The organism is Hungatella hathewayi WAL-18680, from assembly GCF_000235505.1.
Lineage (GTDB): Bacteria > Bacillota > Clostridia > Lachnospirales > Lachnospiraceae > Hungatella_A > Hungatella_A hathewayi_A.
In genome coordinates this window covers 1,670,921-1,689,696 of record NZ_JH379027.1, presented here as the reverse complement: position 1 = coordinate 1,689,696, position 18,776 = coordinate 1,670,921, and the positions used below count along the sequence as shown (strand labels likewise).

Genomic DNA, 18,776 nt, shown 5'->3' with positions numbered 1-18,776 from the left:
CTCCAGAATCTTGGCTACTGTGGAATCGTCAAACAGCTTCGTCACCCGCACTTCCAGCACACCGTTTAAGTTGATGGAGCCGCTGACAATATCCATGCCCTCCTTGACTTCCACCGGCATGGACTCCCCGGTCAGCGCCTTGGTGTCCAGACTGGAGGCGCCTCTGGTGATAATGCCGTCAAGCGGCACCTTCTCCCCCGGTTTGATGACGATAATGTCATCGATTTCCACATCATCCGGGTCCACCTGCTCCTCTTTTCCATCCTTTAACAGGTTGGCGTACTCCGGGTTGATATCCATCAAATCCGTGATGGACTTTCTTGATTTATTTACCGCGTAATCGCTGAACAGCTCTCCTACCTGGTAGAACAGCATGACTGCCACCGCCTCCTCCAGGGAGCCAACGGCGATAGCGCCAAAAGTTGCTATGGTCATCAGGAAATTCTCATCAAATACCTGGCCATTTTTAATATTGCGCAGCGCTTTCAGCGGTATGTCATATCCTGCTGTCAGATAAGACACCACAAACGGAGCCCAGGCCCAGCTGACCTTCCCTTCCATCAGAACTCCGGCGATTAAAAATACGCCGCTGATCATCAGTCTTGTCATCATCGTCTTTTGCTTCTTTGTCATGATTCCTACTCCTTTTATTCTTCAATATGCTCCATGCCCTGAGCCAGGATGGTCTCGATGTGGCCATCTGCCAGTGAGTAAAACACAGTCTTGCCATCTCTCCTGAACTTCACCAGCCGCATCTGTTTCAACATTCTCAGCTGATGGGAAATGGCCGACTGCCCCATTTGAAGCAGGGTGGCAATGTCACAGACACACATCTCCGACTGGCTGAGTACATACAGTATCTTAATTCTGGTGGAATCGCCAAACACCTTATAGAATTCCGCCAGGTTTAGCAGCTGCTCCTCATCCGGCATCACCTGCTCCACCTTCTTCACGATTTCCTCGTGTACGTGCATGAAATCACAGCACTGTACCTCTTCCACTCCATTTTTAGCTGTAACAGGGTTATTGTTCTGGTTATCCGCCATGTTGGTACCTCCTTTTATCATATGAACAACTATTCATATGTTTATATTATCACATTTTTCTTATTTGTCAACCAGTATTCCAAAAAAATGCAAAAAGAAAGAGACGGATGATAGTTCCGCCTCTCTCTTGGTTATTGATTATTAATTTATTCCAGCGCCCGCAGCTGCTCCACCAGTGTGTTGCCCAACTGCATGGTTCCCACAAAGCCCACATCTCCGGTCATCAGCACGGTCCAGTCATCGAGGATTTCGATTTCCAGGGTTCCGCCCGGCATCTTCACATACATCTTGGAATCGGTCAGCCCCTGTTTGTAGGCCGCCGCCGCTGCCGCACAGCCGCTGCTTCCGGAAGCCAGCGTGTAGCCGGCGCCGCGCTCGTAGATTTCGATTTCGATGTTCTGGCGGTCAATGACACGCATAATCTGGGTGTTGACACGCTCCGGGAAATAGCTGGCATTCTCGGAATTTTTTCCGATTCTGCACACGATATCCTTCGATATCTCATTCAGGAAAATGACGCAGTGGGGGTTGCCAACGGTGGCGCAGGTGACACGATAAGGAATTTTCCCAAATATCATGGTCTCGTTGACCACTTCTCTCCGCTCGCCGCTCACGGGAATCTCATCGCTCCAGAAGGATACCTTGCCCATGGAGGCCTTCATCCTGGTTCCCTCTTCATTTAAGTACTGCACATCCACGTCTCCGGCCAGAGTGGACAGCGTCACGTGGGTCTTCTGGACATAGCCCGCATCCTTTAAATATTTGGCGAAAATGCGGACGCCGTTGCCGCTCTTCTCCGCAATACTGCCATCCGGATTCCAGATACGCACCTCCATCTTCTCCTTCTCCAGAATCGGCCCCTCCAGGATACCGTCGGAACCGACGCCAAAATGCCGGTCGCAAATCAGCTTCACATTTTCCTGTGACAGCTTCAGCGTGTTCTTATTCGGGTCAAACACCAGATAATCATTCCCCAACCCGTGATATTTCTCCAAAACAACCTTCATTATCTATCCTCCTGCTTATCCAGATTATGCTCTCTGTCAGCAATATCATTCGTCTTTTCTCTATTATAGACCGCACTATCCGTAATTTCAATCAAAATCATGCTTTCTATATTGCAAAAAATGCGGTATACTCTTATTATATGAAAGAACCAGAAAGAAAGGTCAAATCTTCATGGAAACTTACGAAAAACGGGGATATTTAAACAGCGAATTCCGCCTGTTCCACCTCTCCGACATCCCCAAACAGGAATTTGAATTCCACTATCACGACTTCGACAAAATCATCATTTTCCTGAAAGGGAAGGTGAATTACCTCATCGAGGGCAGAACCTACCCTCTGATGCCCTACGACATTGTCCTGGTCAATCACAACGAGATTCACCGTCCTGACATCGACCAGTCGGTCCCCTACGAGCGCATTATCGTCTATCTGTCACCGGGATTTATCACGTCCTATAAGACGGAGGAGTACGACCTAAGCGAATGCTTCCAGCACGCCAAAGCCGCCCACTCCAACGTCCTGCGCGTCCGCTCTCTGGAGAAAAGCAGTCTGTTTCAGATTATCCGGAATTTGGAGCGGGCCTGCGCCGAGGAGGGCTACGCAAACGAACTGTACCGCCAGGTCCTGTTCCTGGAATTCATGATTCAGTTGAACCGCGCCTACCTGGCTCACCGGCTGGATTACTTAAAGACCCGCCATTCCAACCAGAAGATTCTGGCAATCATGGACTACATAGGCGCCCATCTGTCCGCGGACTTGAACATTGACACCCTGTCGGAGACATTTTACATCAGTAAATACCACATGATGCGCCAGTTCAAGCAGGAGACCGGCTGCACCATCAGCCACTATATCAACAGCAAACGCCTGCTCCTTGCCAGAGAACTGCTCTCCGGCGACGCCCCCATCACCCAGATTTGCTACGACTGCGGCTTCAAAAACTATTCCACCTTCTCCCGCGCCTACAAGTCCTTCTTCGGCGAATCCCCCAAACTCCAGCGGGCCGCCAGAACAAGGTAAATTAGAGCCATTGGATAAATGCGGTCTTGTCATTTCGGTTATAGCCCGCTTGCTCGTAAAAATTCAATGTACTCTCCATTTTAGCTCCTGTGAGCAGCATGATTTTGTAACAGTTTTCGCTTACCGCAATCTCCTTCGCATAATGGAGACAGGCCGTAGCCAATCCCTTTTTCCGATAGCCGCTGTCCGTAATCACATTTTCAATCAAGGCATACGGCCGCTGCGCATGAGTCAGATTCAATATCACCACACAGACACAGGAAGAAACAATCTTTCCATCCTCCTCCGCCACGATAATATGATGGCGCTCATCCGCCAGAATTTTTCTCCACAGGTCCATTCCAGCCGTCTGATTTTCCGGAAACGGATTGTCATGGAGCTGCATATATAATGTCATCAGCCCTTCATAATCACTGTCTTTTACTTCTCTTATCATTCTTACCAGTCTCCTTTTCCTCGAATCGTCCTTATCAAACCATTCTTCCTTAAATTCTAGCCTCCGCCCATGAAAATGTCAAATTATTCGATTTGCCCTGGATTTATGATTTCTCAAATAGTCAAGCAGCTTGATCTGTGATAGAATGATCATATTGAATGATTGAAACATGAATTTCCATTGAGAGGAGAACAAATTCCATGAAAGAACTGAAACTATCATCTCCCGCGTTTCAAGAAGGCGGGCTGATTCCGCTAAAGCATACCGGTTACGGCGAAGATATCTCACCGGAGTTCAGACTGGACGGTTTACAGGAGGGCGCCGTCTCTCTTGCCATCATCATGAACGACATCGACCACCCGATTCCAGCCTACAACCACTGGGTGATATGGAATCTCCCCGTCATGACCGTAATACCGGAGAATATTCCCCGTGGTCCCCAATTGGAATCTCTGGGAAATGCCATGCAGGGCCGTGGCTACGGCAAAAATCGCTACCGCGGCCCCAAGCCCCCATTTCACTGGTCCCACCGTTACAGCTACCATGTCTATGTGCTGGACTGCCTCCTGGACCTGCCCTCCACCGCAGGCAAACGCGATTTGCTATCTGCCATGGAGGGACACATACTCCAGCAGGCCGTCCTGACTGGACATTACCGCTAGGCCATCTCCTCCGTGGCTTCCAATTTCATAATCACGGGCCGCAGGCCGTCATTGCAGCTGCAGATTGCCACGCCGGGAGTTTTAATCCAGTCTCCGTAATAGAAGACGTCGCTCCCGGCGCCGTGGGCCAGGGCAAACACATACTGATAGATGGCTTTCCACGCCTCGTCACAGAAACCCTCCGGCTTGGCATAATCCGCATAAAAAACCTGCCCCTGCCTCATCAATGGACAGGCGCCAAGATGTTCCACTCCGTATTCTTTTGCCAGATCTTTGTCCAACGTGGTTTTCAGTATCGTAATTCTTACTTTCTTCATATTCCTTCTCCTTTTCTGCCATCGATTCCATGTTGCTTTATTTTCCCAAATCCCTTATTATGAAAGATAAGGTAACCCTATTATATATGACAATAGAACTGGCGGTAAGTACGCACTTTTTCACCGCATACTATCATAAAGGACAGTGATACCATGAGCATGAAAGAATTTGAAGGCAGCATCCAATCCCTCACTGACACCCCCTTCGGCTATACGCTCTCCATGATTGGAGGGAAATGGCGGCTGGTGATCATGTACTGGCTGATTGAATACGACGTCATCCGCTTCAACGAGCTTCAGCGCCTGATAGGCACCATCACTTACAAAACCTTGAGTTCACAGCTCCGGGAAATGGAGGCGGACGGCCTGCTGATACGGACCGAATATCCCCAGATACCGCCCAAAGTCGAATACCGGCTCTCAGAAAAGGGGCGCTCCCTCTATCCCATCATGGAAGCCATGTGCGCCTGGGGTCAGGAACATCAGGAGAGTACAAAATAATGATCCTAATTTCGAAAAAACAGTTGACTCTCACGCTGCGTCATAGGATATGATAAATTCATCAAGTACAGGAGGTTCCATTTGATGAGAACAGTAAAAGAGGTTTCACAACTGACAGGTATCAGCGTGCGCACGCTTCACTATTATGATGAGATTGGGTTGTTAAAACCAAGTAAAACCAGTGAGGCGGGATACCGGCTTTATGACGATAAGGCTCTGGAGACATTACAGCAGATACTGTTTTTCAGGGAATTTGATATGCCGTTGGCAAAAATCAAAGCGATTATGGAAAATCCGAATCTTGACAGAAACCAGCTATTAATCAGCCAGAAATCAATACTTCTCTTAAAGAAAGAGCGCCTGGAGCGGATTATTTGTAGTATTGAGGACATTCTGAAAGGAGAAAACAAGATGGATTTTGAAGTATTCAGCAATAATGACATTGAAGAGCTGTATCGTTCCGTGTTAGCCAACTTAACGGACGAGCAGAAAGAGATTATGATAAAAGAATATGGTAGCCTGGAGCAGTTTGAGCAACATTTTCTGGAGCAGGCCTCCAGCGAGGATGCGCAGAAAAACTTTGCCAAGGTGGTCGAATGGTACGGCGGCAAAGAGAAAGCAAAAGAGGTGGCCGCTGACCCGCAGAACTCCCAAATCATGGAAGCCTATCAAAACCGCTATGAGGAAATCATCAAAAAGCTGGCATCCAAGGTCGGCGCCGATGTCCATTCCTTCGAGATCAAGCAGATTATCGGGGAACTGGATTTCGTCTCCAAGCAGCTCTACCGAATGCCGGACATGACGGCCTTTATGCTGGACGCCGCGGACAAATACATTACCAACCAGGATATGCAGACCCGGCTGGACAGCGTCTACGGCGAAGGTTCGACCGAGTTTATCGGCCGGGCGCTGAAAGCATTTTATAACCGCTGATTCATCAAAAGCGGGAGTCTGCCAAGGCAGACCCCTCGCGCCGGAGCGCTGGCGCTTTAAAGGCCGCCCTGCCCCTCATCCGGGCGGCCTTCCTGATAAAACAGGCAGACAAACAAGACAACACCTTACCACATCTAAACCAAGAAAACAGGAGGGATTTATGTACTATTCAACATCTTATCAGTCACCGCTGGGGCCCCTGACTCTGGCCGCCAATGAAAAAAGTATCGTGGGCTTATGGATGGACGGCCAGAAATATTTTCTAGGCACAATGAAAGAACCGCTGTCCGTCCGGGACGACCTGCCCATATTTGCAGAAGCAAAGACCTGGCTGGATTGCTATTTCGCTGGCGGGCAGCCTACCATCCAGGAATTGTCTCTCGCACCCATCGGAGGCGAATTCCGCCAAAATGTCTGGAAAATACTCTGCCAGATTCCCTACGGCCAGGTGATCACCTACGGTGACATCGCCCGGAAAATGGCCGTACTTCTCGGCCGGGAACACATGTCCGCCCAGGCTGTCGGCGGCGCCGTCTCCCACAATCCCATCTCCATCATCATCCCCTGCCACCGTGTCGTTGGCGGAAACGGCAGTCTGACCGGATATGCCGGCGGGGTGAACAAAAAGATAAAATTGCTGGAACTGGAAGGCGTCGACATTTCCAAATACTCTGTACCTACGAAAGGCACGGCTCTGTAATCCTAATGATGATTATTTTCCCCATATGGTAATTTTTATACTTTTTTACGTCAAGTACTTGACAATTAATTAGTCAGGTACTATACTAATATCGTCAGGCACCTGACATATTGAAACTATTGACAAAACCAACCATAAAGGAGGAACTTATTATGAACGATATAAAACTTATCATAACCGAACAGCTTCAACAGCTCCAGATGTTAATGCACCGCGCTGCCTTTCAGGATTATCGAGGCGGCAGACAGCCGCGCAATCCCCACAGGGGCCAGGGCCGGGTTCTGGCGATTCTGAAATTAAAGCCGGAAATCAGCCAGCGGGATTTATCCTACCTGCTGGATATGAGTAAGCAGTCCTTAGCCGAGCTTCTCACCAAACTGGAAAAGAGCGGATACATCACCAGAGAACCCTCTCAGGAGGACAAACGGGTTCTGACCATCAAGTTGACGGAGGAAGGCATGAAAGCCGCCGAGAACGTGGAGCAGAAACCATCCGACACGGAAAACGTCCTGGACTGTCTGAACGAAGAAGAACTCACCGCCTTCAGCGGCAGTCTCCAGCGGATCATCGAGCGCTACGAGGAGCAGTTCCCTGAAGCAGACTACGAGCAGCACCGCAGGGCCATGGGCGCCTTCATGATGCAGCATGAGCACCGCCGGGATTTCCGTGCAGGCAGCCCGGATGGCCGTGAGAATCCCTTCACGGAGCAGCGTCCCAACAACAGGCCTGGCCGCCGCAACAGGAGGGGAGAACTTTAAAAAGATAATTCCCATCAGAAAGGAAGGCAAACCCCATGCTTGGAAAATCCTTAGAAGACTACCTGGAAGCGATTTATCTGTTGAATCAGGAAAACGGCCGGGTCCGCTCCATTGATGTCGCCCACTATCTCAACTACTCAAAACCGTCTGTGTGCCATGCCGTAAAGAAATTACAGGACAACGGCTGCCTGTCCATGGACGAGAGCTGTCTGCTGCATTTGACAGAAAAGGGCGAAAAAATAGCCGTCCAGCTATATGAACGGCGTTGTTTTTTCACAAATCAACTGATTGAGTCCGGCGTATCCCCGGAAGTTGCAAGGCAGGACGCCTGTCGTCTGGAACACATCATCAGTGATGAAAGTTTTACTGCAATCAAGCAATCCTGGGGTCCTTCCTGACCATTTATAACTGTAAATCCATTCAGCAGTATCCTTGTTAACAGACAGCTGAATGGCCGCTATGAGGAGGTGTTTATCATGCCGTCAACCAGTCAAACATACCAAACCCGTCAACAAATTGGACAACAGGTCGGTATCATCGGAATTTTTGTAAATGCAATCCTTTTTGCTGCCAAGTTCGCAGCCGGATGGATGGGAAACAGCGCCTCCATCCTCGCCGACGCGCTCAATAGTCTGACCGACTGCATTTCCGCCCTCACTACCTGTATTGGTTTTCATATCTGTGGCAGACAGGCGGATGAAAAACACCCCAATGGCTATGGAAGAATGGAATACATCTGCGGATTTCTCGTATCGATTCTCATCATGTCCACTGCTTTGTCCTTTGGCAAAACCTCCATCATGAGAATCCTGAAACCACAGGTCCTTACCATGCCTGCTGCTATGCTCTGGATTCCATTTTCCGCACTCATTATAAAGCTGCTTTTTGCCCTGTATACCGATAGTATCAATAAAAGTCTCAACTCAGCCGCTTTAAAAACCATATTTAAAGACAGCATCTCCGACCCCCTGCTGACCGGGCTGTCCATGGTTCCGCTGCTGGTCCATCCGTCAACAGCCCTTCCGCTGGACGGTATCATCGGTCTTCTGATTTCCGGAGGGATTCTGTTAACCGGTTTTACTTCCTTCATGGAACATTTAGACCTGCTGCTTGGCAGCGAGGACAATTGCCAGTTGAGAGAGCAGATGACACAGCTCATCCTGTCCCAAAGAGACATTTTTCAAGATATCATTTCCATATATATCTTCGACTATGGCCCGGAAAAGCAAATCGCCTTTATTCAAGTCTGCCTAAATGATTCCATCGGGCAGAGCCGAATACAGGATGTCATCGCTTATACCACTCAGGCATTAAAAGACAGACTTCATATAGATGCAACCATCTACTGTTAATCATATTATATTGCAGCCACCTGATTCCTAATCAGCCATCTGCCCCTCAATCAATTCCCAGATTTCCTCTCTCCCCTGCTTCGTCTCCGCAGAGAACGGAATCAACACATCCTCTTTCTCCATCCCCAGCCCGGTTCTCAGCATTTTCACATGCTTCTGAATCTGGCTGCGGTTAATTTTGTCGAGTTTTGTGGCGACAATCACCGGGCGGTAGCCGTTGTGGACAATCCAGTCGTACATCATCTTGTCGTTGGCTGACGGCTCGTGGCGGATATCGATGAGGAGGAATACCATCTTCAGCATAGGGGATTTCTGGAGATAATTCTCTATCATCTTCCCCCACTTCTCCTTCACCGCCAGGGTTACCTTGGCGTAGCCGTAGCCCGGGAGGTCCACATAGTAAAGCGCGTCGTTGATGTGGTAGAAATTGATTGTCTGCGTCTTTCCCGGCTGGGACGATGTCCTGGCGTAGGACTTGCGGTTCATCAGGGCGTTGATCAGCGATGATTTTCCCACGTTGGACTTCCCTGCAAATGCAAATTCGGGATGGATATTTTCCGGCAGCTTGCTGGTAATCCCGCATACGGTCTCCAGCTCCACATTCTTTATAATCATAACTGTTTCCTTTCTCAAGACCTGTTATACCAGCGCCTCTGCCAACACATCCTCCATGCTCTTCACATACACAATATCCAGCCCCTTGGTAATCTCCTTGGACAGTTCCGCGATATCCGCCCGGTTCTTCTCCGGCACCAGCACCTTCCGGATATGGGCCATCTTCGCCGCCAGAATCTTCTCCTTCAATCCACCAATCGGAAGCACCCGGCCTCTTAAGGTAATCTCCCCGGTCATGGCTGTCTTGGCGTCAACCGGACGCTCCACCACCGCGGACAGCATGGCTGTGGCCATGGTAATACCCGCGGACGGCCCGTCCTTTGGCACGGCCCCCTCCGGGATATGGATATGCATATCGTGTTTCTCAAAGTAATCGTCCGCCACCTGGTATCCCGGGCAGATGGAGCGCACATAGGTGAGCGCCGTCTGCGCTGACTCCTTCATCACATCCCCCATCTGGCCGGTCAGCTTCAGCTCCCCTTTTCCAGGCATCACGTTGACCTCTATCTGGAGGGTGTCACCGCCCACGCTGGTCCAGGCCAGACCGCGGACAATGCCAATCTCATTTTCATCATTGGCATCCTCGTAGGAGATTTTCTCCTTCCCCAGGTATTTCTCCAGGTTGGATTCCGTCACCTTCACCGATGATTTCTTGCTGCCATTTTCCAAAAACTCCTTGGCCGCCTTCCGGCAAATGTCTCCGATCCGGCGTTCCAGGCTGCGGACTCCCGCCTCCCTAGTATAGTTGTGAATGATTTTCTGAAGGGCCTTGTCACTGATGGACAGCTGCTTCTCCGTCAGACCGTTTCGCTCCAGCTGTTTATCCACCAGATAATCCTTCGCGATATGGAACTTCTCATTCTCCGTATAGCTGTTGACCTCAATCACTTCCATACGGTCAAGCAGCGGCCCCGCAATGGTCTGGGTGGTGTTGGCCGTGGCAATAAACAGCACATTGGACAAATCGATGGGCGTCTCCACATAGTGGTCACGGAACTTCACATTCTGTTCCCCGTCCAGCACCTCCAAGAGGGCGGACGCCGTATCGCCCTTGTAATCACTGCTCACCTTGTCTATCTCATCCAGCAGCATCAGCGGATTGCTGACGCCCGCCTGGCGCAGTCCTTCCACCAAACGCCCCGGCATGGCGCCCACATAGGTCTTCCTGTGGCCCCTGATTTCCGCCTCGTCACGGACGCCGCCCAGGCTGATGCGCACGTATTTCTTGTTCAGCGCCTTGGCCACCGAGCGGGCGATGGAGGTCTTGCCGGTTCCGGGAGGTCCCACCAGACAGATGATAGGGCTGCTGCCCTTGCTGGTCAGGGTGCGGACAGCCAGATACTCCAGAATCCGCTCCTTCACCTTCTCAAGCCCATAATGGTCCTCATTTAGTATCTGCTCCGCATGCCGGATATCGTTGTTGTCCCTGGACATCTTCTTCCACGGAAGCTCCAGAAGGGTCTCGATATAAGTCCGCAGCACGTTGGCCTCCTGGCTGCCGCTTGGCATGGTTTTGAACCGGCGGATTTCCTTCTTTAACTTTTCCTTCGTCTCCTTGTCGGCCTTCAGCTGCTCTAACTGCTTCTCGTACTCGTCCCCGTCGCTATCAGGATTGTCCTCCCCCAGTTCCTCTCTCAGAATCCGCATCTGCTCCCGCAGAATATAGTCCCTCTGGTTCTTGTCAACGACCGCCTTCACCTTGGCCTGGAATTCCCGTTTGACTTTGGCAATCTGCACCTCGTCTATCAGATTCTGCACAAGGATTTCATACTGGTGGCTGGTAAATACCGCCTCCAGGATATCCTGGCGCACCTCATAATTCCAAGGAAGCTGCACGCTGATTTGGTCGATCAGCTCCTCCAAATCATTAATCATAAGCATATGCGGCAGCATTTCCTTGGTCATCTTCGGATGTTCTGCGCCATACCCCTCCAGCTTCTCCTTCAATACCCGGAGCATCGCTTCCTGTACAATATAGTCAAGCCCCTCGTCCTCCCGGGGCGTTATCTCCACTTCCGCATACAATACCGGGTCCATGCTCGTCAGGCTGATAAGCTCCGCCCGCTCCACACCCTCCGTCAGCACCCGCACAATGCCTCCCGGCATCTTCACCAGCTGCTTCACCAATGCAAGCGTTCCCACATGGTACAGCTGCTCCTCCTCCGGGTCCAAATCATCCGGGTTTCTCTGAGTCAGCAGAAGCACCTTCTGGTCGCCCCCCATGGCTTTCTCCACCGCCAGGATGGATTTGGGTCTGCTGATATCAAAATGCATCATCATTCTCGGAAGAACCGTCAGCCCCCGCAGCGCAATTACCGGGACGGTTATAATATCTCTTTCCATGAACTGTTCTCCTCTTCTCTCGCGTTTCCTATCCACATGCAAAATGGGAGCCTAAGCTCCCATTCCGACTATCCTACAATTCGTAACCGTTCAGCCCTTTATCGACAACTAGGCAATCTCTGGCGGCGAGGATTTTTTAAGCCTCTGGGTCATGGCCTTGCGCGGCACTGTGGTGTCGCGGTACACAATCTCCGGCTCCCCGCTTCCGTCTACCAGTTCTTTCGTAATGGTACAGATTCCAATATTGCTGTCAGAAGGCACCTCATACATCAGGTCCATCATAATGGATTCCATAATGGAACGAAGTCCTCTGGCCCCTGTCTTTCTCTCGCTGGCCAGCTTGGCAATCTCAAGCAGAGCGTCCTGGGTGAATTCCAGTTTCACATCGTCCAGCTCGAACAGACGCTGGTACTGCTTGGTCAGTGCGTTCTTCGGCTCGGACAGAATGCGGACCAGGGCTTCCTCCGTCAGCATATCCAGGGATACCGTCACCGGCACACGCCCGATAAACTCCGGAATCAGACCGAACTTGGTCAAATCCTGTGGCAGCACCTTCTTCAACAGTCCGTCAATATCCATATTGTTCCTGTCCAGCACATCGGAGTTGAATCCGATGGAGCTGACATTGAGACGGTTCTCCACGATTTTCTCCAAACCGTCAAAGGCTCCGCCGCAGATAAACAGGATGTTGGTGGTATCAATCTGTAATAATTCCTGGTGCGGATGCTTCCGTCCACCCTGAGGCGGCACGCTGGCAACCGTTCCTTCCAGAATCTTTAACAGGGCCTGCTGTACGCCTTCCCCGGAAACATCTCTGGTGATGGAAACATTTTCAGATTTCTTGGTTATCTTATCTATCTCGTCGATGTAAATAATGCCGTATTCCGCTTTACTGATATCGTAATCTGCCGCCTGAATCAGCTTCAGAAGAATGTTCTCCACATCCTCACCCACATAGCCGGCCTCTGTCAGCGCCGTGGCATCGGCGATGGCGAATGGCACATTCAGCACCTTGGCCAGCGTCTGGGCCAGATAGGTCTTACCGGAACCGGTGGGACCCAGCATGAGAATATTGCTCTTTTGCACATCTACATCCATGTTCTTTCTGGATGTTACTCTTTTGTAGTGATTATATACTGCTACGGACAAGACTTTCTTCGCATCCTCCTGTCCGATGACGTACTCGTCCAGGAACGATTTAATTTCCTTCGGTTTCAGGAGATTGATATCATTTAAATCAAGTCCCTCCTCCTCATGTCCGTCCAGCTCCTCTTCCAGAATCTCCCCGCACAAATCAATGCACTCATCACAGATGAACACGTTGTTGGAGCCTGCGATCAGTTTCCTGACCTGGTCCTGGGTCTTCCCGCAAAAAGAGCAGCGAATCTTATCGTCTGTTCTGCCTGGCATATTCACACCTCACTTCCTTACTAAAGCTCCCTTAATGGGAGGTGATAACCGCGTCGATAAGTCCATAGGCTTTGGCTTCCTCTGCCGTCATGTAGTTATCCCTGTCGGTATCCCGCTCAATGACTTCGATTGGCTGGCCCGTATTGGCCGCCAGAATCTCATTTAATTTCTTCTTGGTTGCAAGAATCTTCTCCGCTACAATCTGAATCTCCGTCGCCTGTCCCTGGGCTCCGCCGGATGGCTGGTGAATCATAATGTCAGCATTTGGAAGGGCAAATCTCTTTCCCTTGGTACCGCCGGCCAGCAGAAAAGCTCCCATGCTGGCTGCCATGCCCATACATACGGTGGACACATCACATTTGATGTAGTTCATGGTATCGTAGATAGCGAGTCCTGCGGAGACAGAACCGCCCGGGCTGTTGATGTAAAGGTTGATATCCTTGCTGGGGTCCTCAGACTCCAGAAACAGCAGCTGCGCCACAACCAGACTGGCTGACACATCTGTCACTTCCTCCCCAAGGAAGATAATCCTGTCTTTCAGCAGGCGGGAATAAATATCGTAGGAGCGCTCGCCCCTGCTGGTAGATTCTATGACATATGGCACTAAACTCATGATAATTCCTCCTATCTCATACCACTTCATAATACACAATAAGTAGATTCGAAGCCCATAGGTTCCAAATCTACTTGATTGTTTTCTCTTTTGCTTATACTAATTTTGCCTCGGCAACCATCATATCGACAGCTTCCTGTACGGCCAAATCTTCTTTCATCTGAGCCAACCCCTGCTCGCCCATGTAGCCTCTGACCTGCTCTACTTCCATCTTGTAGCTCTCGGCCATCTTCTTCAGCTCTTCTTCCACGGTCTCATCCGCAATCTCGATAGCCTCTGCCTTGGCAATGGCCTCCAGAACCAGTCTGGTCTCGATGCGTTTGATCGCCTGCGGTCTCATCTGCTCTCTCAGAGCTGCCATGGTCATGCCTGTAAACTGCATATACTGCTCCAGGGAAATGCCCTGTCCCTGCATTCTGCGGGCGTAATCGTTGACCATGTTGTCAAGCTGGCCCTCTACCATCGGCTCCGGAATCTCCATGGAGGCGTTGGATACGGCCTTCTCTACCACACGATTCTCATTCTCGGTGGCTGCCTGTCTCTGTTTGCTCTCTGTGAGTTTTGCCCTCACATCTGCTTTGTATTCATCTAAGGTCTCGAATTCGGAAACTTCGCTGGCGAACTCATCGTTCAGCTCCGGAAGCTCTTTTACCTTGATTTCCTTGATCGCTACTTTGAACATGGCGTCCTTGCCTGCCAGTTCCACAGCCTGGTAATCCTCAGGGAATTTGACATTGACTTCACAGTCATCGCCGATGTTGTGGCCAATCAGCTGCTCCTCAAAATCTCCGATAAAGGAGTGGGAACCGATGGTCAGCGGATAATCCTCGCCCTTGCCGCCGGCAAATGCCACGCCGTCCGTAAATCCTTCGAAGTCGATGGTAACCTGGTCGCCATCAGCAACGGCTCTGTCCTCTACGGTGAGAAGTCTGGAGTTCTGCTCCTGTACCTTCTTTAACTCTGCTTCCACTTCCTCGTCGGTTACTTCCGCAGATGCCTTCTCCACTTCCAGTCCCTTGTAATCGCCCAGGGTTACTTCCGGCTTTACGGCCACGGTAGCGGTATAGATAAAGTTCTTGCCCTTCTCAATCTGAACAACGTCAATCTCAGGTCTGGATACAATCTCAAGTCTGCTCTCGTCCGCGGCCCCGCCGTATGTGGCATCCAGCACAATGTTGGCTGCATCTTCGAAGAATACGCCTACGCCGTACATCTTCTCAATCATGGCCAGGGGAGCTTTCCCTTTTCTGAAACCTGGGATGTTGAACTTATTTTTGTTTTTATTGTAAGCAGTCTTGATTGCTTCCTCAAACTGTTCAGCTGGCACTTCCACGGTCATCTTCGCCATGTTCTTCTCTAATTTTTCTACTTGTAAACTCATGTTTGTGGTTCCTCCTTGATATATATGTGAACCGCCGTCTTAGCCTATGGGCGTTACACTTCAAGATAGCATTATATCATAGGTTTCAGCCAAATACAAGAGCAAGTCCTGGGAGAAACATGTGAAAAACAGGCCATAAACCCACTTTTTTACTGCCAGGGGCCTCCACAGACCCCTGCAAAAAGAGCTGACAGGGAAATACACTCCCCGCCAGCTCCTGTCTGCACCGCTTCTGACTTACTGCTCACTCACCACATTATCATAATACTCATCCTCGCCGCCAAAGCCGCGAAGCCCCGTGTAACCTACATTCTCTCTCAGCACCGCGTAAAGCTCCGCCATGGTTGCCTGCACATAGGGCTCCACGAAAATGACGCCGATGCAGCAGCAGATAAGTCCCAGCAGATACCAGCCGATAAAGGACAGTTCCAGCACGAAGGTATCCCACTTGTGGCCATCCATCATCTGGCGGCTCAAATCCAGGGCGTCTCGGTATCTCATATCCGGGTTCTCGGACAGGATGTAGGGAACCATATAATACTGGTAGGCTTTGATAACCCCCGGCACAATCAGAAGAAGGGACCAGAGGCTGATAAACAAATCCTTTAAAAACTGTGTTTTCACTATATTCAGGTAGCTGCCAGAGCCAAACCCGTAGAAGATCTTGCCAACGCCGGCGGAACGTCCCACCGCACGGCTCTCCATGAAATAGCGGTTGCCGCCTACGGTCATCACGTTGCCAACGAAAATGCGGAACAGCATCGCCACGGCCATAATAACCAGGAACACCGCAATCACCACCGTCATCACACCGGCGAAAAGCGCCCAGTCACTGCTGCTCATACCGCCGCCCATGCCACCGCCATAGTACTGTGTCTGATGTTTTGTCTGGTTTATCTGCTGTCCAACGCTGGCGCCGCTGCTGCCATATCCACCGCCGCCGTTGCCGCCGCCTAATATCCCTACCAAAAATGTAACGGCTAACGCCGCCCAGTAATACCTTCGCAGGCAGTCCTTTGCCCTGCTTTTCAACTCAGCTCTTGACCACATATGCCCTCCTACTCTGCTTTTACGCAGTAACAGATTATAGTTGTAACTCTGTTATTATATTAACACAATCATACACATTTGTCACACGTTTTTCCCAAATATTGCTTTCAATTTTCTTACAATTAACCGTTGCGGCTCTCCCCGTTCCGTGTTACCATACTGGTAACTCTTAGTAAAATATAAGGAGGCCGTTATGGAAATAGAACGAAAATATCTGGTCAGCCGTCTTCCTGCGGACTATCAGTCCTATCCTTTTCACCGGATTGAGCAGGCTTATCTCTGCACGGAGCCGGTGGTGCGCGTCCGCCGGGAGGACGAGACTTATTATCTCACCTACAAGTCCAAAGGACTGCTGGCGCGTGAGGAGTACAACCTGCCGCTGACGAAGGAATCCTATGAACATCTGCTGGCCAAGGCGGACGGCAATGTGCTGACGAAAAAGCGGTATCTGCTTCCGGTGCCGGGGCGGGAGGATTTGACCGTCGAGCTGGATGTGTTTGAGGGGAAATTCGACGGACTTGTGCTGGCCGAGGTGGAGTTTGAGACGGAGGAGGACGCCGGGAAGTTTCAGGCGCCGGACTGGTTTGGGGAAGATGTGACATTTTCCGGGGAATATCAAAACAGCAGGCTGAGCCGTCTGTAAGCGGCCGGCGGTTTCACTTCTAACTTAAAAATCGGGTGTGCATATCCTATCATCATGCACACCCGATTTCTGGTTTTCTCATATTTGTATCTGTCACTCGGTTGCTGCCTGGTCAACCATGTATCTGGTCTCCACCTTGCTGCCGGCTGCCATCTGAGCGGCCACGTCTGCCGCCATGTGGGACGGGCCAACGTAGTCATTTACCATGGACTCCTCTTCCTCCGGAGTCTCCGGGACACTTTCATCCTGAAAGGTTTCAGGCTGTCCCGCATCCGGGCCTACGTAGGAAGCCGCGATAAACTCTATGCTCCATCTCTCGATTTCAGCCGCATCCGGTTCCTGGTTAATGAAGACGACCGGAATATCAGCTTCTTTACATTTATTTACCACGTCCTCCGCGGCGGATGCCTGAACCAGATTCAGAATCAGCACGTCGACGCCCTGGGAGATGAATTGGTCAATCTGACCCTCCTGCTCTGCCTGGTCGCCACCGGCATCCACAGCCGTGACTTTGGCATCATACGCAGCCTCCAGGTAATTCTGTAATTCTTCACAGTATAAGTTCATGAAATCATCATCAAATTGGCTGATACAAATACCGGCTTGAAATTCTCTTGCGCCTGTTGCCAGGTCAAATGCCGCGGCCGCCGCTTCTCCGCTATCTGCCGCCGCGACTTTGACGTCCGTTGCCAGTTTTATATAGTCAATCGTATATCTGGTATCAACCTTCTCGCCGGCCGCCATCTTCACGGCTACGTCCGCCGCCGTGTGGGACTGGCCAACATGGTCATTTAACACGGTACCGGTTACGGTTCCTTCTTTTATATAGTCAATGGTCTCTTCCAGAGCATCCACGCCTACCAGGTAAATGTCTCCGCCCACGGTTCTGCCCGCCGCCCTGATAGCCGCCTGGGCTCCGTTTGCCATAGCGTCGTTGTTGCAGAAGATAACCTCCAGTTTATCGCCGTACTGGGCTAATGCGCTGGCGGCCAGCTCCTGGCCCCTTGTCTGGTCCCAGTCACCGTGCTGCTCAAACAATTTCTCGGTCTTCATGCCGCCATCCTCCAGCGCCTTGATGGAAAATTCGGTCCGGTACTGGGCATCGACGGTCTCTGGGTCCCCCATAATCATCGCGTAGGACACCACGCCATCGCCATTGAAATCACCTTTGTTGGGTGTCTCCAGGATAATCTCGCCCTGGAAGGTTCCGGACTGCTCCGCATCCGCGCCTACGTAAGCCGCCGCGATTGCTTCGTCCGCCCACCGCTTCAGCTCACTCTCTTCCGGTTCCCGGTTGATGAAGACCACCGGAACGCCGGCTTCCCTGCATTGATTGACTATGGACTCCGCGGCGGATGCCTGCACCAGGTTCAGAATCAGCACGTCGACGTCGTGGGAGAGAAAATTGTCAATCTGGGTGTTCTGCTCCTCCTGGTCGCCCTTGCTGTCCATGATGGTAATGTTTCCCTCGGCGATACCATATTGGCTCATCAGATAACTCTTTAACTCCTCACGGTACAGAGTCATGAAGTCGTCGTTGAATTTGTAGATACAGATACCTACCTTTAAATCACTTGTCGATTTCGCTCCCGTACTGTCCGTTTCCTGCGTGGCTGCTCCGGCATCTGTGGAAGAAGTATCTGACGCTTTCTTTCCACATGCCGCTGTTGATAAAATCATGGCTGCCGCCAGAGCCAGCGCTGCTGCTTTTCTATATCGTTTCATGAAAAGCCCTCCCTTTATGAAAGTAATCATTTTGTCTGAATTCGATCTGTCTGTCTTTTTATAAGACGATCTCTTTTTGAAGCGTGATGGAGTAGATCAGACGCTCCGCCACCAATTTGCCGGTCATCTGCTCCAAAGCCCGCTGATAGTAGTCAAGCTGGCTTTTGTAGCGTTTGACGAGATAGTCTTCCTGGCCCGGAGAAACTTTGTCGGTCTTGTAGTCGATGAGTATCAGGCCCTGCTCTTCCTCCAGATAGGCGTCG

The 18,776-nt window shown here is 50.8% G+C and carries 21 protein-coding genes and 1 pseudogene; 9 read left to right on the top strand and 13 right to left on the bottom strand.

Going from position 1 to position 18,776, the window contains the following annotated elements:
- The 3 genes and pseudogenes from HMPREF9473_RS07610 to dapF all read right to left on the bottom strand — a co-directional run.
- Positions 1 to 633 (bottom strand): annotated as a pseudogene (locus HMPREF9473_RS07610) (heavy metal translocating P-type ATPase); the annotation flags it as partial.
- Between the two features lie 14 nt (positions 634 to 647).
- A complete protein-coding gene (locus tag HMPREF9473_RS07605) occupies positions 648 to 1,046 on the bottom strand; it encodes an ArsR/SmtB family transcription factor (protein ID WP_006779500.1) in 399 nt (132 codons plus the stop codon).
- Positions 1,047 to 1,192: 146 nt separating this feature from the next.
- The gene (gene dapF / locus HMPREF9473_RS07600) at positions 1,193 to 2,053 is read right to left on the bottom strand and encodes a diaminopimelate epimerase (RefSeq protein ID WP_006779499.1); all 861 of its coding nucleotides are present in this window, start codon (positions 2,051 to 2,053) and stop codon (positions 1,193 to 1,195) included.
- A 172-nt stretch (positions 2,054 to 2,225) separates the two neighbouring features.
- Here dapF and HMPREF9473_RS07595 point away from each other — a divergent pair, with 172 nt between their 5' ends.
- Positions 2,226 to 3,074, top strand: coding sequence for an AraC family transcriptional regulator (locus tag HMPREF9473_RS07595; protein ID WP_006779498.1), 849 nt, complete (start codon positions 2,226 to 2,228; stop codon positions 3,072 to 3,074).
- A 1-nt stretch (position 3,075) separates the two neighbouring features.
- Here HMPREF9473_RS07595 and HMPREF9473_RS07590 read toward each other — a convergent pair whose 3' ends face one another.
- Positions 3,076 to 3,510, bottom strand: coding sequence for a GNAT family N-acetyltransferase (locus tag HMPREF9473_RS07590; protein ID WP_006779497.1), 435 nt, complete (start codon positions 3,508 to 3,510; stop codon positions 3,076 to 3,078).
- Positions 3,511 to 3,710: 200 nt separating this feature from the next.
- Between HMPREF9473_RS07590 and HMPREF9473_RS07585 the strand changes: the two genes are divergently transcribed.
- Complete coding sequence (locus HMPREF9473_RS07585; protein WP_006779496.1) at positions 3,711 to 4,172, top strand: YbhB/YbcL family Raf kinase inhibitor-like protein; 462 nt, start codon at positions 3,711 to 3,713, stop codon at positions 4,170 to 4,172.
- On the opposite strand, the gene HMPREF9473_RS07580 is transcribed toward HMPREF9473_RS07585, so the two are convergent.
- Complete coding sequence (locus HMPREF9473_RS07580) at positions 4,169 to 4,489, bottom strand: TIGR04076 family protein (RefSeq protein ID WP_006779495.1); 321 nt, start codon at positions 4,487 to 4,489, stop codon at positions 4,169 to 4,171. The two genes, HMPREF9473_RS07585 and HMPREF9473_RS07580, sit on opposite strands and share 4 nt — an antisense overlap.
- A gap of 153 nt (positions 4,490 to 4,642) precedes the next feature.
- Here HMPREF9473_RS07580 and HMPREF9473_RS07575 point away from each other — a divergent pair, with 153 nt between their 5' ends.
- The 6 genes from HMPREF9473_RS07575 (at position 4,643) to HMPREF9473_RS07550 (ending at position 8,733) form a co-directional block, all read left to right on the top strand.
- Positions 4,643 to 4,990, top strand: a complete 348-nt coding sequence (locus HMPREF9473_RS07575) for a winged helix-turn-helix transcriptional regulator (protein WP_006779494.1) — start codon at positions 4,643 to 4,645, stop codon at positions 4,988 to 4,990.
- 84 nt (positions 4,991 to 5,074) lie between these two features.
- Entirely contained in the window at positions 5,075 to 5,923 is an 849-nt protein-coding gene (locus tag HMPREF9473_RS07570; protein WP_006779493.1) for a MerR family transcriptional regulator, read from the top strand.
- 160 nt (positions 5,924 to 6,083) lie between these two features.
- Positions 6,084 to 6,623 carry a methylated-DNA--[protein]-cysteine S-methyltransferase gene (locus HMPREF9473_RS07565; protein WP_006779492.1) on the top strand — a complete coding sequence of 180 codons (540 nt, stop codon included), beginning with the start codon at positions 6,084 to 6,086 and terminating at the stop codon, positions 6,621 to 6,623.
- Between the two features lie 152 nt (positions 6,624 to 6,775).
- Positions 6,776 to 7,381, top strand: coding sequence for a MarR family winged helix-turn-helix transcriptional regulator (locus tag HMPREF9473_RS07560; RefSeq protein ID WP_006779491.1), 606 nt, complete (start codon positions 6,776 to 6,778; stop codon positions 7,379 to 7,381).
- 35 nt (positions 7,382 to 7,416) lie between these two features.
- Positions 7,417 to 7,779: a metal-dependent transcriptional regulator gene (locus HMPREF9473_RS07555; protein WP_006779490.1), complete on the top strand. Its 363-nt coding sequence runs from the start codon at positions 7,417 to 7,419 to the stop codon at positions 7,777 to 7,779.
- A gap of 78 nt (positions 7,780 to 7,857) precedes the next feature.
- Complete coding sequence (locus tag HMPREF9473_RS07550) at positions 7,858 to 8,733, top strand: cation diffusion facilitator family transporter (protein ID WP_006779489.1); 876 nt, start codon at positions 7,858 to 7,860, stop codon at positions 8,731 to 8,733.
- 27 nt (positions 8,734 to 8,760) lie between these two features.
- Here HMPREF9473_RS07550 and yihA read toward each other — a convergent pair whose 3' ends face one another.
- The 6 genes from yihA to HMPREF9473_RS07520 all read right to left on the bottom strand — a co-directional run bounded on the left by yihA (position 8,761) and on the right by HMPREF9473_RS07520 (position 16,145).
- Positions 8,761 to 9,348, bottom strand: coding sequence for a ribosome biogenesis GTP-binding protein YihA/YsxC (gene yihA, locus HMPREF9473_RS07545; protein WP_006779488.1), 588 nt, complete (start codon positions 9,346 to 9,348; stop codon positions 8,761 to 8,763).
- A gap of 24 nt (positions 9,349 to 9,372) precedes the next feature.
- The gene (gene lon, locus HMPREF9473_RS07540) at positions 9,373 to 11,691 is read right to left on the bottom strand and encodes an endopeptidase La (RefSeq protein WP_006779487.1); all 2,319 of its coding nucleotides are present in this window, start codon (positions 11,689 to 11,691) and stop codon (positions 9,373 to 9,375) included.
- A gap of 108 nt (positions 11,692 to 11,799) precedes the next feature.
- Positions 11,800 to 13,101 (bottom strand): ATP-dependent Clp protease ATP-binding subunit ClpX, encoded by a 1,302-nt coding sequence (clpX, locus tag HMPREF9473_RS07535; protein ID WP_006779486.1) that lies wholly within the window; start codon positions 13,099 to 13,101, stop codon positions 11,800 to 11,802.
- 31 nt (positions 13,102 to 13,132) lie between these two features.
- Positions 13,133 to 13,714 carry an ATP-dependent Clp endopeptidase proteolytic subunit ClpP gene (gene clpP / locus HMPREF9473_RS07530; protein ID WP_006779485.1) on the bottom strand — a complete coding sequence of 194 codons (582 nt, stop codon included), beginning with the start codon at positions 13,712 to 13,714 and terminating at the stop codon, positions 13,133 to 13,135.
- A 94-nt stretch (positions 13,715 to 13,808) separates the two neighbouring features.
- Positions 13,809 to 15,095: a trigger factor gene (tig, locus tag HMPREF9473_RS07525; RefSeq protein WP_006779484.1), complete on the bottom strand. Its 1,287-nt coding sequence runs from the start codon at positions 15,093 to 15,095 to the stop codon at positions 13,809 to 13,811.
- Positions 15,096 to 15,332: 237 nt separating this feature from the next.
- Positions 15,333 to 16,145 (bottom strand): DUF975 family protein, encoded by an 813-nt coding sequence (locus HMPREF9473_RS07520; protein WP_006779483.1) that lies wholly within the window; start codon positions 16,143 to 16,145, stop codon positions 15,333 to 15,335.
- 193 nt (positions 16,146 to 16,338) lie between these two features.
- Between HMPREF9473_RS07520 and HMPREF9473_RS07515 the strand changes: the two genes are divergently transcribed.
- The gene (locus HMPREF9473_RS07515) at positions 16,339 to 16,788 is read left to right on the top strand and encodes a CYTH domain-containing protein (protein WP_006779482.1); all 450 of its coding nucleotides are present in this window, start codon (positions 16,339 to 16,341) and stop codon (positions 16,786 to 16,788) included.
- Positions 16,789 to 16,881: 93 nt separating this feature from the next.
- Here HMPREF9473_RS07515 and HMPREF9473_RS28485 read toward each other — a convergent pair whose 3' ends face one another.
- Together HMPREF9473_RS28485 and HMPREF9473_RS27585 are read right to left on the bottom strand one after the other, a co-directional pair.
- Positions 16,882 to 18,513, bottom strand: a complete 1,632-nt coding sequence (locus HMPREF9473_RS28485; protein WP_006779481.1) for a substrate-binding domain-containing protein — start codon at positions 18,511 to 18,513, stop codon at positions 16,882 to 16,884.
- 58 nt (positions 18,514 to 18,571) lie between these two features.
- A partial coding sequence (locus tag HMPREF9473_RS27585; protein WP_006779480.1) for a PD-(D/E)XK nuclease family protein occupies positions 18,572 to 18,776 on the bottom strand: 205 nt, incomplete at its 5' end.

Coding starts and splice junctions, on each gene's coding strand:
- HMPREF9473_RS07515 (WP_006779482.1), top strand. CDS start 16,339: ATGGAAATAGAACGAAAATATCTGGTCAGCCGTCTTCCTGCGGACTAT.
- HMPREF9473_RS07590 (WP_006779497.1), bottom strand. CDS start 3,510: ATGATAAGAGAAGTAAAAGACAGTGATTATGAAGGGCTGATGACATTA.
- dapF (WP_006779499.1), bottom strand. CDS start 2,053: ATGAAGGTTGTTTTGGAGAAATATCACGGGTTGGGGAATGATTATCTG.
- HMPREF9473_RS07580 (WP_006779495.1), bottom strand. CDS start 4,489: ATGAAGAAAGTAAGAATTACGATACTGAAAACCACGTTGGACAAAGAT.
- HMPREF9473_RS28485 (WP_006779481.1), bottom strand. CDS start 18,513: ATGAAACGATATAGAAAAGCAGCAGCGCTGGCTCTGGCGGCAGCCATG.
- tig (WP_006779484.1), bottom strand. CDS start 15,095: ATGAGTTTACAAGTAGAAAAATTAGAGAAGAACATGGCGAAGATGACC.
- HMPREF9473_RS07520 (WP_006779483.1), bottom strand. CDS start 16,145: ATGTGGTCAAGAGCTGAGTTGAAAAGCAGGGCAAAGGACTGCCTGCGA.
- lon (WP_006779487.1), bottom strand. CDS start 11,691: ATGGAAAGAGATATTATAACCGTCCCGGTAATTGCGCTGCGGGGGCTG.
- HMPREF9473_RS07585 (WP_006779496.1), top strand. CDS start 3,711: ATGAAAGAACTGAAACTATCATCTCCCGCGTTTCAAGAAGGCGGGCTG.
- HMPREF9473_RS07550 (WP_006779489.1), top strand. CDS start 7,858: ATGCCGTCAACCAGTCAAACATACCAAACCCGTCAACAAATTGGACAA.
- HMPREF9473_RS07605 (WP_006779500.1), bottom strand. CDS start 1,046: ATGGCGGATAACCAGAACAATAACCCTGTTACAGCTAAAAATGGAGTG.
- yihA (WP_006779488.1), bottom strand. CDS start 9,348: ATGATTATAAAGAATGTGGAGCTGGAGACCGTATGCGGGATTACCAGC.
- HMPREF9473_RS07575 (WP_006779494.1), top strand. CDS start 4,643: ATGAGCATGAAAGAATTTGAAGGCAGCATCCAATCCCTCACTGACACC.
- clpP (WP_006779485.1), bottom strand. CDS start 13,714: ATGAGTTTAGTGCCATATGTCATAGAATCTACCAGCAGGGGCGAGCGC.
- HMPREF9473_RS07565 (WP_006779492.1), top strand. CDS start 6,084: ATGTACTATTCAACATCTTATCAGTCACCGCTGGGGCCCCTGACTCTG.
- HMPREF9473_RS07570 (WP_006779493.1), top strand. CDS start 5,075: ATGAGAACAGTAAAAGAGGTTTCACAACTGACAGGTATCAGCGTGCGC.
- HMPREF9473_RS07595 (WP_006779498.1), top strand. CDS start 2,226: ATGGAAACTTACGAAAAACGGGGATATTTAAACAGCGAATTCCGCCTG.
- HMPREF9473_RS07560 (WP_006779491.1), top strand. CDS start 6,776: ATGAACGATATAAAACTTATCATAACCGAACAGCTTCAACAGCTCCAG.
- HMPREF9473_RS07555 (WP_006779490.1), top strand. CDS start 7,417: ATGCTTGGAAAATCCTTAGAAGACTACCTGGAAGCGATTTATCTGTTG.
- clpX (WP_006779486.1), bottom strand. CDS start 13,101: ATGCCAGGCAGAACAGACGATAAGATTCGCTGCTCTTTTTGCGGGAAG.